Below are 12397 nucleotides of genomic sequence, written 5' to 3'. Positions count from 1 at the left end.
AATTAGAGTAAAATAAATCTGTAAAGTCCTATGGAAACTAATCCGAAGGCCAAAATCAGCTTTAGTAACATACTTAAATGATGATACTGCTTTTTTGTTTTAGCCGTCGTTATTTTTACCAGAAAGTAGAGTAGTGGCCCCAGTATTAGAAACAGGGCATACGCTACTGCCAGTTGATTTTCATACAAATATTCATAAATGTAGTAAAGAACTCCCGCAATAGGAAACAAGGCTGCCAGAAATATGATCTTATTGGTACGTTCCCTTCCCAAAACCACCGGCAGCGTTTGCATTCCGGCGTTATAATCTCCTTTTATATCCTCCTGATCTTTTACCATTTCCCTAAGAAAGTTCACAAGAAAGCCAAAAATTCCGTAGTCAATGAGGATCGAAAAAATGACTCTCTGGGTGTCGCGGTTTTGAGAAGTAATGGCAGGATACAAATCGAAAATTCCCACCATCACAATGATCATCCCTACCATGATGCTCACTACAAGGTTTCCTACCAAAATCGTTCTTTTGATTTGGGTGGCATACAAATAAAGTAATGCAGAGGGAATAATAAACAGTGCTGTAAAACTTGGTTTGCCCACGAGATTTGAAAGATAGAAACCAATTCCTACCCCCCAAATGTTTAGTGCTATAAACCAGTTGTAAGCAACGGGTTCTGAAATTTCCTTACCTATGGTTTGTTTATGCGGTTTGTTAATAGTATCTGTGTTGACGTCGTGGATATCATTGATAATATTTCCCGCAGCCGCCAGTACCACCATCGAGAAAACGAGTAAAAAGAATTCGAAAGTGTCTAAAGTAACAGCAATGTTGAAAGGTGCGAAAAGGAAATATTTTACCAGTACCATGGTCCCTATGATCATCAAAAGGTTCGGGATCCGTATAAGTTTCAGAAAAGCTTTTACCGGCATAAATTAATTAGAAACAAATTTTAAGCCTACAATGGAGACAATAAGGGTGAAAAGAAAAAACAGTCGCCAAAAATGAATGGGTTCTTTAAACAGAAAGATACCCACAATCACAGTTCCCATGGCTCCAATCCCGGTCCAAACAGCATACGCCGTGCCTATAGGAAGGGTTTGGGTAGCTTTATATAATAAAGTCATGCTTATGGACAGGCAAATAAAAAATCCCATCATCCAGAAAAGGGCTGTATTGCCCGTGGTTTCTTTCGCTTTACCCAGGCAGGTAGCAAATCCCACTTCAAATAACCCTGCGATAACCAGTAGCAGCCAATTCATTATTCCTCTATCCATTTTCCCTGAACCTTCAGGACCTGTTCAATCACGTCTCTCACGCAGCCTTTTCCACCTTTTTTATGGGATATATATTTTGAAATTTCCTTAATTTCTGAAGCTGCATCCTGGGGGCAGCACGGCATTCCAATCTTGCGCATAGGGTAAAGATCGGGGATATCATCACCCATGTAAAGCACATTTTCGGGAGCAATTTCGTAGATATCAAAAAATTCTTCCATCTGTTCAACTTTATCTGCACAGCCAAGATAAATATCTGTTATTCCAAGACCTTTGAGTCGGTGGCGCACGCCTTCATTTTTTCCTCCGGAAATAATACAGATGGTGTAGCCTTTTTCACGTGCATGTTTCATGGCATATCCATCTTTAATATCCATGGTTCGCAGTAGTTCTCCGTCGGTGCTTATTTGGATGGAACCATCTGTTAGTACTCCGTCGACATCAAAAATAAAGGTAGTGATCTGCGATAAAAATTCTTTATAACTTTTTTCCATGGGAAGTTTTAATTGCTTTGGTTAATAATTGATAAATATCTTTGTCTGAGGGAGACGCGATTAGTTCTAAATGGGCATTAATAGTAGAATTATCTCCCCGTTTTGCGGGGCCCGTTTGTACCTCCTTTGGTGAGGAGCGGGTTATTTTTTCGGCCGTTTCCTTGATAAGCGGTTGCAGGATCTCGAAAGGAAGTTCATTATTCCTGCATATATCCTCCCCTATAGTATATAAGTGGTTGACGAAATTACATACAAAAACAGCAGCCAGATGCAGCTTTTTTCGCTGAGAAGAATCAACTTCATAATAATTCCGGGAAATTCCCGAAGCAAGATCTTTTAATAGTTCTAAATCATCAGGAATTTTCGCCTCAAGGCAGAACGGAATTTCTGAATAGTCAACCGGCTGGTCTTTTGAAAAAGTTTGAAGTGGATAAAAAATACCACTTCTCCGGCATTTTTCCAACGCGTTGAGCGGAACTGCTCCGGAAGTATGTACTACTAATCCATTTCTCTCCTGAAGTTTATTTGCAATCTCTACAATGATGTCGTCCTTTAACGCCATGAGGTAAATATCGGCTTCCTTAAGTTCCTGCAGGGAAGTAGTTACAGCAGTTTTTTCCGAAAACGGAAGAAGACTGGCTTCAGAATGATTGTATACCTGAATTACCACTACTTCTTCAGAAGTTGAAAAAGCCTGGAATAAATGGGTGGCCACGTTTCCTGTGCCTAAAAGTACCACGTTGATCATCCGGCTAAATTACCAAAAAAATCAGCTTTTTAAAATTAACAACCTTCTGGCATAAATACTGTTTAGAAATGGGCGGTTAAACAGTTAAAATTCGTTAATTTCGCACCGATTTAAAAGTACTCCCTAATGCAAAAAAAAATAGCTTCTATCCTCTTTTCAACCCGCTTAATGGCAGTCTTATTTATAGTTTTTGCTGTAGCCTTAGGACTGGGGACTTTCATTGAGAACTGGTACAGTACAGCAACAGCCAAGGTTTGGATCTATAATGCTCTTTGGTTTGAAGTAATTATGGTGTTTTTTGTCATAAATTTTGCCGGTAATATTGTACGCTACCGGCTGCATAAGCGTGAAAAATGGTCTACTTTATTACTTCACATTTCATTTATCCTCATCCTTGTTGGGGCTTTTGTTACCCGGTATATAAGTTATGAAGGTATAATGCCTATTCGTGAAGGTGCCACAGAAAACACATTTCTTTCAGAAAAAACCTATTTAACCACTTTTATAGATGGGGAAATGAACGGAGAGCCACGAAGAAGAGTGGTGCAGGAAGAAGTTCTTTTAGCTCCCGGTGCAGCGAACGACCTTACTTTTAATACAGATTATAATGGCCAGCCGGTAAAACTGGAAGTAGTAGAATATATTCATGGTGCGGAAGAAGGCCTGGTAGAAGATCCCGCCGGAGAAAATTACCTGAAGATTGTAGAGTCAGGTGGTGGAAACCGACATGATCATTACCTTAAAGAAGGGGAAGCTTCAAATATCCACAACATTATTTTCACCTTCAATAAACCGGCAGAGGGCGCGATCAATATTACGCTGGACGACGGAGAGTATAAGATCTATTCGCCATTTGAAGGTACTTACTTGCGTATGGCCGACCAGGCAACAGGTGGGGTGACACCAGATTCTACACAAACTTTAATGCTAAGGTCCCTTTATAATATGGCCGGAATGCAGTTTGTAATTCCAGATCCTGTTGTGAAAGGCGTATATGACGTTATTCCTACAGAGGTCAAGGAGCAGGGGCAGCAGGATGCTGTAAAATTGAGAGTGTCCAGCAATGGGGAATCTCAAACTGTTTCACTGCTGGGTGGAAAAGGAATTATTAATGATCCAAAGAAGCTCAACCTTGGGGGGCTGGAATTCTATGTACAGTATGGTTCAAAGGAGTTTGAACTTCCGTTTGCGCTTAAACTGAACGATTTTATAGCTGAAAAATATCCCGGAACCGAGAAAAGTTACTCTTCTTTTAAAAGTAAGGTAGAGGTGGTAGACGACGGTGAATCATGGCCTTACGAAATTTACATGAACCACGTACTGGATCATGAAGGTTACCGGTTCTTCCAGGCCTCATTCGACCCGGATGAAAAGGGAACCGTTCTTTCTGTAAACCATGATTTCTGGGGAACCTGGATCACATATATTGGGTACACACTTTTATACATTGGACTTATGTGGATTTTATTTGATAATGGCTCCAGGTTTGGACAATTAAAAAGATTGCTGGATAAAGTGAAATCGAAAAAAAATAAAATCACCACCGTCCTTGCGGCAATTTTGATCAGTACATCGGGATTTGCTCAGGAGCAGGAACATGAACATCAAAATTCCCCGCTCCACATCCCGAAAGCACGCATAGATTCTGTTATAAAATCTAATGTTGTTGCTGAAGAACATGCCGAAAAGTTTGGAAAACTGGTTATTCAGGATGCCGGCGGAAGGATGAAACCCGTTAACACATATTCTTCTGAATTACTTCGGAAGTTAAGTAAAAGTTCAGATTATGAAGGATTGACATCAGATCAGGTTTTGATCTCCATGACCGAAAATCCTACCATTTGGTATAATGTTCCGGTTATAAAAGTGAAAAAGCACAATGACAGCATCAGGCATATTGCCGGAGTTTCGGAAGATGAAGAATTTCTTGCACTTACCCATTTCTTTGATGAAAAAGGGAACTATAAACTGAGTCCGTACCTTGAAAGTGCTTATCAGGCAGCGGTTCCAAATCAATTTCAGAAGGATTTTATTGAGACCGATCGTAGGGTGAACCTTCTTTACAATGCTTTGCAGGGTGAAATTCTTCGCATTTTCCCTGTGCCGGAGCATGAGAACAATAAGTGGGTTTCCTATTCCGAAGCGAAAGAGGAAGCAGGCTTAACCGGAATGGATTCGGTGTACACCCAGCAAATTCTTCCGTTATATTTAAATGCCCTGCAAACGGCGAAACAATCGGGAGATTATAACCAGGCAAACGAGTTCCTGGAAAGCATCAGTGGATTTCAGAAGAAATTTGGAAGTGAAGTAATGCCTTCCGAAGAGAGGATAGAGACGGAAGTTTTATACAATAAATATGATATTTTCCGGAACCTATTCTGGATGTATATGCTTGCGGGAGGGTTGATGCTTGTATTTGTGATCGTACAGATCTTTAAAAACAATAAATTCCTGAGAGGTGCTATTAAATTTAGTGCGATTGCTATTATTATTTTGTTCGTGCTGCATACGGCAGGATTGATAGCACGCTGGTACATTTCGGGCCATGCTCCCTGGAGTGATGCGTATGAATCAATGATCTATGTGGCGTGGGCGACGATGTTATTCGGACTCCTTTTCGGAAGGAAGAGTGACCTTACTATCGCTTCTACGGCTTTTGTGACCTCTATGATCCTTATGATCGCTCATTGGAACTGGATGGATCCTTCTATTGCGAACCTGCAGCCTGTACTGGATTCATACTGGCTAATGATTCACGTTTCGGTGATTGTAGGTAGTTACGGACCCTTTACTTTGGGAATGATCCTGGGAGCAGTGGCATTGATCCTTATGATCCTTACCAACGACCGTAATAAGGCGAAGATGGACCTTACGATCAAAGAGATCACTATTATTACAGAAATGGCACTAACCATAGGTCTTGTTATGTTAACCATCGGGAATTTCCTTGGAGGGCAATGGGCTAACGAAAGCTGGGGTCGTTACTGGGGTTGGGATCCAAAAGAAACCTGGGCCCTGGTAAGTATCATGGTCTATGCTTTTGTAATCCACATGAGGCTCGTACCTGGACTTCGTAGCCGATGGTTGTTTAACCTTATGGCTGTGATTTCTTTTGCAAGTATTATGATGACTTACTTCGGAGTGAATTTCTACCTATCAGGATTACATTCCTATGCCAGTGGAGATCAGGTAATCACCCCTAATTTCGTTTATTACTCTATTGCTGTAGTTGCCATTCTGGGGGCACTATCTTATTTCAGATTTCAGAAATATTACGTTAAAGGAAATAGAAAAAGAATGGAGGAGTAGATCTCAAAAGTTCTTAATAAAACAAAACTAAAAAAGGACAGGAAAAATTTATTTTTTCTGTCCTTTTTTAGTTTTAAAATGATCCTGGTTAAATGCAGGAATTTTTATATTTCTACAGTCATCCTATTTCAGGCAAAGTCAGAGTTTACCATTTTCCCAGCTTTCCGTTCTGGTAATCTTCATAAGCCTGTTCAATTTCTTCTTCCGTATTCATTACGAAAGGTCCTCTTGCCACTACAGGTTCATCAAATGGTTTTGCATGGCCAAATAGCAAAGTAACATCAGAGAGGGCTTCGATATGCAGTTGATCTCCGTCGTTGTTATATTCCACCAGGTTCAACGGACCAACAATTTCTCCGTTCACTTTAATTTCCCCTTTAATAACATAGCAGAGAATATTGTTTTCCTGCGGAACTTCTGTTTTAAAAATCCCTCCTGCTTCAAAAAAGACTGTACTCAGAGTAACATTAGAAAGAGTTTCAAAAGCACCAGTGGTGCCGTTGAGATTTCCGGAAACTACCTGCGCAGTTACCTTTCCATCATCCATGGTAGTAACCGGTATTCCATCTTTTTGTATTCCCTTGTAGGCCGGGGCAGTCATTTTTCGTTCTGCCGGAAGGTTTACCCACAGCTGAAGGATCTCAAGATCTCCGCCCTGTTCTTTAAATTTATCAGAAGAAACTTCTGCATGGATCAGTCCGCTACCCGCTGTCATCCATTGCACACCGCCGCTTTCTATGACACTCTTATTTCCGCCGGAATCTTTATGGGCGATGTCTCCATCGAGAATGAAGGTGACAGTTTCCATTCCGCGGTGAGGATGAGGCCCAAATGGCAATCCGTTGTTATGCGGCTGATATTTTTGGGGTCCGTGATGGTTCAAAAATAAAAATGGATCTATCATATCCAATGAGCGAGTGGGCATTGGAGAATAGGTGATCAAATCTGCGATGGGTCGGTATTCTGCCTTGTATGTTCTTTTTACTGTTCTCAAAATATATAAATTTTTGTTCCTGTGGTTGTTCAATCTCTTTAGGAGCTATGGGCCCTGCGAATATCCTCCTGTTCCTTTTGTTCTTTCTCTTCATCAATCTGGTTCTCTCCCGTCTCGCAATACTGCTTCAGCATTGATAAATGCCGGGCCCAGTGGTAATTGCAGATGGCATACAATTGATTGGCATCTTTATAATGACAATGCTTGAAATCAAGACAACTCAAGTCACCTTTTGAGGAAATCTCGAACATAAGTTCTGTTCCGCTCCAGCCATCGGCTTCATTTACACATTCCCATTGTACGAATTCATTCCTGTTCAATTCCTTTACCCTCATCTTGTTGGTAACCCCATTGGAACGTCTAAAGATATTAACATGGCCTACCTTAGGCTCTGCCATACAATCTTTAATCCACCATTTGGAAAGCCCTTCCTGTGTAGTCACTGCCTCATAGATCTTCTTTGCAGGGGCATCTATTAAAACCTGATGGTAGATATTTGCCATGGTCTTTATTCTTTATTCCTTACGTAAATAAGCTTGTATTTGCCACGCTGATTTTCCCGGGATTCTATTTCAAATTTGTCAATAGAGTTAATCATAGGGGTTAACTTTTGAAATCCGTAATTCCTGGAATCGAAATTCGGTTGTTTTTTCTGAAGTAAACTTCCTACATCTCCAAGAAAAGCCCAGCCATCATCATCGGCAACATCTGATATTGTGGAAGAGATCAATCGTACTACTTTTGAAGTAATTTTATCCACATCACTTTTCTTGGTTTCCTTTTCCTTGGTGGTTTGATCTTTACCCTGTCCTTTTAAGATCTCGATATAAATAAAACGGTCGCAGGCTACTATAAAAGGATCGGGCGTTTTCTTTTCACCAATCCCAATCACATTCATTCCTGCTTCCCTTAACCGTGTGGCTAAACGGGTAAAATCGCTGTCACTCGAAACAAGGCAAAATCCATCTACTTTTTCTGAATACAGGATGTCCATAGCATCTATGATCATCGCTGAATCTGTAGAGTTTTTCCCCTGTGTATATCCATACTGTTGTATTGGGTTCACGGCATTTTCAAGCAGCACATTTTTCCACTTGGCCAAATGCGGCTTTGTCCAGTCACCGTATATTCTTTTTATGGTAGGATTCCCGTATTTGGCGATCTCCTCCATCATTTCTTTTACATAAGCTGACGGAATGTTATCTCCATCTATTAAAACTGCTAATCTTACTTCCATTAAATTTTGTTCTGTTTAAGTTTTTAAAGATAATTAAATAACTTCTGAAGCCGGAATGTTAAAAGCTAAAGTTAATTTAAAGCTTCCCCGGGCAATTTTCCGAAGTAGGAGGAAAGAAGAAATAATTTATGTAAAACTGAAAGCTTCAGCTATACATCATATCCGTGGAAACTCCGAATGTTCTGTGTCTTCGGGTTCTATGTGGATAAGGATATCGGCAATTTCAGGCATGGCTGTCAGAAGTCTGTTTTTTAAATTATGTGCAATTTCATGGCCTTCTGTGACACTTATTTCACCATTCACGATCACGTGAAGATCCACATGAAAGGTCATTCCGGTTTTCCTGATAAAGCATTTTTCAGTCTCAATTACGCCAGGCTCCTTCTGCGATAAGGTGCGAATTTCTTCTACCATATCATCATATAAATGTTCGTCCATGATTTCCCCCAAAGCAGGCCTTAGGATGAGATATGCATTGTAGAGGATAAATCCCGAAGCCAATAAAGCCGCCCAGTCATCGGCTGTTTCATAGCCTTTACCCATAAAAATAGCAATAGAAATTCCGATAAAGGCCATTAAAGAAGTGATGGCATCACTGCGATGGTGCCAGGCATCGGCCTTTAAGGAGGTGCTTTTGGTTTCGTCACTTTTTTTAGATATAAACCGGTAAAAAAGCTCTTTTGTGATCACTATAGCTGCAAGCACAATAAGGGTATAGGATTCCGGTATTTTATGAGGCGTCCTAATGTGTTCAATGCTTTCGTAAGCAATAATGGTTGCGGAGATCACAAGAAATCCAACAACAGCAAAGGTGATAAGAGGTTCTGCTTTTCCGTGACCGTAAGGATGGTTTTCATCGGCTGGACGCGAAGAATATTTTAAGCCAAAAAGTACCAGGAGTGATGCAAACACATCGGTAGTAGATTCAATGGCATCTGCAATCAATGCATACGAATTTCCGAAAATTCCAGTGACAGCCTTGATAATGGCCAGTAAGGCATTTCCCAGGATACTCAGGTAGGAAGCTTTAATGGCATTTTTATGATTTTGATTCTCCATCTGTTCTTTGTGCCGGAACTTGACTTGTGAAAAATAAAAAAGATTTGGAGTAACCCAAATCTTTCTCAGTTAATGTCTTTAGTAAGTACTATTCTTCTTCTGAAGCTTCTTCCATGGTATGATATACATGCTGTACATCATCATCTTCCTCCAGTTTTTCGAGGAGTTTCTCCACATCGGCTGTTTCTTCGACAGAAAGTGTTTTAGTGACCTGCGGAATTCTTTCAAATCCTGAAGAAAGTATCTCAATATCCCTGTTCTCCAGTTCCTTCTGAATGGCTCCAAAATTTTCAAACGGAGCATAGATCAAAATTCCATCTTCATCTTCAAATACTTCTTCGGCACCAAAATCAATTAGTTCCAGTTCCAGTTCTTCGGCATCAAGTCCTTCAGCAGGAATCCTGAAATTACAGGTATGGTCAAACATGAATTCCACAGATCCTGAAGTCCCGAGGTTTCCGTCACATTTGTTGAAGTACGAACGAATGTTGGCCACTGTACGGTTGTTGTTATCTGTTGCAGTTTCTACAAGTACGGCAATCCCGTGAGGGGCATAGCCTTCAAAAAGCACAATTTTATAATCCCCCTGACTTTTGTCGGACGCACGTTTGATGGCGCGTTCAATATTGTCTTTGGGCATATTCACACTCTTGGCGTTCTGGATAACAGCCCGTAGCCTGGAATTGGTATCCGGGTCTGGTCCGCCTTCCTTAACAGCCATAACAATATCTTTTCCAATGCGGGTAAACGCTTTGGCCATTGCCGACCAACGCTTCATTTTACGCGCTTTTCTAAATTCAAATGCTCTTCCCATATAAATTATGATTCTTCGGCAAAAATAGAAAAAACGTTCTATTAAAAGAAGAAGCTTTGAGGAGATAATTAACCTGCGTCAACTATTTCTTCAATAGTCCGTGCCAGTTTAAAATCTTTTTCGGTTACTCCGCCTGTATCATGTGTAGAAAGGGAGATAGTGAGTTCATTATAAACATTTCGCCATTCGGGATGATGCTGTTGTGCTTCGGCTTCAAATGCTATGCGCACCATTACCGAAAAGGCTTCCTTGAAATTCTCAAACTCAAAGGAAGTGTGAATGGCATCTTCTTTATATTCCCAGCCATCCAGTTCTTTTAGCCTGTTTTGGATTTCTCCTTCGCTTAATTTGCTCATATAATTGTTTTTTAAAAGTACTTAAAGATAGGTATATGAATAGTGGGAAACCAAAAAAGCAGGAAACAAATGTGAAGCCTTATTTCACCAGAGAATTTTTCACCACTTCCTGAACAGATATCTGCAAGTTTTTTGGGAGGAGGTTATCTTTTGGTAGAACTGCGAGAAAACGGTCAAAATTTGAATCATACACATTTTTCAACAGCGGCTTTTTCTCTCCCAGTATTTCGCAGATGTCTGAAACAAGGTCATTATGGTGTACCAGGTCATTACTTCCCAGGTGAAACACCCCCTGCCTGCCACGGTTAATGATATAATGGATTTGCTGGGTAAGTTTAGCCTCTGTAGTAGCATTTACCACAACATTAGAAAACACTTCTACGGCTTCTTTTTCTTTGATCTGCCTTTTAAGTTTCAGTACCCGGGGAGAATTTGCTCCATAGATCATTGGTACGCGGCCAATGACATATTTATGGTTTGGCAATCGTAAAAGTGCATTTTCGATCTTTATTTTAAACCTGCCGTAAACACTCTGGGATAATGTTTTGTCGTATTCATAAGATGGATAATTGGTAAAAGCATCGAAAACATTTGCTGAAGAAAGAAAGATGAGTTTGCACTTATTATTCAGGATATAATTAATAATTTCAAAATGCATCGCCACCTGGGCATCAAAATTTCCCCTTACCGAAGAAACTATGACGGTGGGTCGAAGGTTTTCCAACAAAATACGCACGTTTTCCTGTTCCAGGTCAAATTGATGGAATTTATGGTTTTTAGCGAAATGAGCATCATCGGTAAAATAGGTGCCGTGAGTATCAAAATAAGGATACAGCTCTTTATATAAGGCATTGCCAATAAAGCCGCTTGCTCCTAAAATCAATATTTTTTTCAATAAAATTATCCTTTATAAAATGGCATTTTGACCACTGTTGCAGGAAGGGCTTTTTTACGTACCTGAATATTGATCTTGCATCCCGGTGTGGCCATTCCTGCAGGAACATAACCCATTCCAATCCCTGTTCCAAGGGAAGGTGACATGGTTCCTGAAGTAACAGTGCCTATAATATTACCACTGTCATCTACAATATCGTATCCCTGTCTTGGGATCCCACGGTCTTCCAGCTGGAAACCGACAAGTTTTCTTTCAGGACCTTGTTCTTTCTGTTCCTTAAGTGCTTCAGAATTTACAAACTCTTTGGTGAATTTGGTGATCCAGCCTAATCCTGCTTCGATTGGGGAAGTAGTGTCATCAATATCATTTCCATAGAGACAAAATCCCATTTCCAGGCGCAGGGTGTCTCTTGCAGCCAAACCTATTGGCTTGATGCCATAATCGGCTCCGGCTTTAAAGACATTCTCCCAAACAGTCTGGGCATCTTCGTTTTTTACATATATTTCAAATCCGCCACTTCCGGTGTAGCCCGTAGCAGAAATTATTACATTTTCTGCACCAGCAAATTCAGCTACTTCAAAGGTGTAGAACTTAATATTGGTAAGGTTCACACTGGTTAATGACTGCATAGCTTCAGCAGCTTTTGGACCCTGGATGGCAAGGAGTGAATAATTGTCTGAAAGATCACGCATGGTAGCATCCATGGTGTTGTGCTGCGAGATCCAGTTCCAGTCCTTTTCAATATTGGAAGCGTTTACTACCAGTAAATATTTTTCTTCATTAAACCTGTAAATGATCAAATCATCTACAATTCCTCCTTCATTATTGGGCATACAACTGTATTGCGCTTTTCCGTCAACCAGCTTGGAGGCATCATTAGATCCTATTTTCTGAATAAGGGCGAGGGCATTTTCTCCTGTAATAAGAAATTCACCCATGTGAGAGACATCAAATACTCCTACCGCTTTTCTTACCGTTTCGTGCTCAATATTAACGCCTTCGTATGATACAGGCATATTAAATCCGGCGAATGGAACCATTTTGGCACCAAGAGCAATATGGGTTGAAGTAAGGGCTGTGTCTTTCATATGTTTAAATTTTGCGCAAATTTATTCAATTTAAGCAAGGATAATGCCGAAAAGCGGTAAAATTTCAGAAGAAAATCTAAAACCTGAATTCAGGAGAGTTTGAAATTCTATATTTGTAAGGCATACTAAAAACGG

13 protein-coding genes are annotated in these 12397 nt (G+C 40.3%); 1 reads left to right on the top strand and 12 read right to left on the bottom strand.

Features of this window, described 5'->3' with window-relative positions:
* Positions 1-2 precede the first annotated feature (2 nt).
* The 4 genes from IE056_RS17130 to IE056_RS17115 are packed head-to-tail and all read right to left on the bottom strand — an operon-like array spanning position 3 to position 2510.
* Positions 3-923: a geranylgeranylglycerol-phosphate geranylgeranyltransferase gene (locus IE056_RS17130; protein WP_189606211.1), complete on the bottom strand. Its 921-nt coding sequence runs from the start codon at positions 921-923 to the stop codon at positions 3-5.
* A gap of 3 nt (positions 924-926) precedes the next feature.
* Positions 927-1253 (bottom strand): DMT family transporter, encoded by a 327-nt coding sequence (locus IE056_RS17125; RefSeq protein ID WP_189606234.1) that lies wholly within the window; start codon positions 1251-1253, stop codon positions 927-929.
* Positions 1253-1762 carry a KdsC family phosphatase gene (locus tag IE056_RS17120; RefSeq protein ID WP_189606210.1) on the bottom strand — a complete coding sequence of 170 codons (510 nt, stop codon included), beginning with the start codon at positions 1760-1762 and terminating at the stop codon, positions 1253-1255. Before IE056_RS17120 ends, IE056_RS17125 begins: the two co-directional genes overlap by 1 nt.
* Positions 1746-2510 (bottom strand): Rossmann-like and DUF2520 domain-containing protein, encoded by a 765-nt coding sequence (locus IE056_RS17115; protein WP_189606209.1) that lies wholly within the window; start codon positions 2508-2510, stop codon positions 1746-1748. The genes IE056_RS17120 and IE056_RS17115 overlap by 17 nt, the downstream gene beginning before the upstream one ends.
* A 126-nt stretch (positions 2511-2636) precedes the next feature.
* Here IE056_RS17115 and IE056_RS17110 point away from each other — a divergent pair, with 126 nt between their 5' ends.
* Positions 2637-5819 (top strand): cytochrome c biogenesis protein, encoded by a 3183-nt coding sequence (locus IE056_RS17110; RefSeq protein ID WP_229793805.1) that lies wholly within the window; start codon positions 2637-2639, stop codon positions 5817-5819.
* 145 nt (positions 5820-5964) lie between these two features.
* Here IE056_RS17110 and IE056_RS17105 read toward each other — a convergent pair whose 3' ends face one another.
* The 8 genes from IE056_RS17105 to gcvT all read right to left on the bottom strand — a co-directional run bounded on the left by IE056_RS17105 (position 5965) and on the right by gcvT (position 12262).
* Complete coding sequence (locus tag IE056_RS17105; RefSeq protein ID WP_189606208.1) at positions 5965-6813, bottom strand: pirin family protein; 849 nt, start codon at positions 6811-6813, stop codon at positions 5965-5967.
* Between the two features lie 38 nt (positions 6814-6851).
* Entirely contained in the window at positions 6852-7316 is a 465-nt protein-coding gene (locus IE056_RS17100) for an SRPBCC family protein (RefSeq protein ID WP_189606207.1), read from the bottom strand.
* A gap of 5 nt (positions 7317-7321) precedes the next feature.
* Positions 7322-8050 (bottom strand): NYN domain-containing protein, encoded by a 729-nt coding sequence (locus IE056_RS17095; RefSeq protein WP_189606206.1) that lies wholly within the window; start codon positions 8048-8050, stop codon positions 7322-7324.
* A gap of 156 nt (positions 8051-8206) precedes the next feature.
* Positions 8207-9109: a cation diffusion facilitator family transporter gene (locus IE056_RS17090; RefSeq protein WP_189606205.1), complete on the bottom strand. Its 903-nt coding sequence runs from the start codon at positions 9107-9109 to the stop codon at positions 8207-8209.
* An 88-nt stretch (positions 9110-9197) separates the two neighbouring features.
* Complete coding sequence (locus IE056_RS17085) at positions 9198-9923, bottom strand: YebC/PmpR family DNA-binding transcriptional regulator (RefSeq protein WP_189606204.1); 726 nt, start codon at positions 9921-9923, stop codon at positions 9198-9200.
* A gap of 68 nt (positions 9924-9991) precedes the next feature.
* Positions 9992-10279: a 4a-hydroxytetrahydrobiopterin dehydratase gene (locus IE056_RS17080; RefSeq protein ID WP_189606203.1), complete on the bottom strand. Its 288-nt coding sequence runs from the start codon at positions 10277-10279 to the stop codon at positions 9992-9994.
* 79 nt (positions 10280-10358) lie between these two features.
* A complete protein-coding gene (locus IE056_RS17075) occupies positions 10359-11174 on the bottom strand; it encodes a sugar nucleotide-binding protein (protein WP_189606202.1) in 816 nt (271 codons plus the stop codon).
* A gap of 5 nt (positions 11175-11179) precedes the next feature.
* Positions 11180-12262: a glycine cleavage system aminomethyltransferase GcvT gene (gene gcvT, locus IE056_RS17070; RefSeq protein ID WP_189606201.1), complete on the bottom strand. Its 1083-nt coding sequence runs from the start codon at positions 12260-12262 to the stop codon at positions 11180-11182.
* Positions 12263-12397: the final 135 nt, after the last annotated feature.

The organism is Salinimicrobium marinum (assembly GCF_014651535.1).
Lineage (GTDB): Bacteria > Bacteroidota > Bacteroidia > Flavobacteriales > Flavobacteriaceae > Salinimicrobium > Salinimicrobium marinum.
Note: the sequence above shows the minus strand (reverse complement) of the source record. Positions and strands in the feature narration are given on the sequence as shown.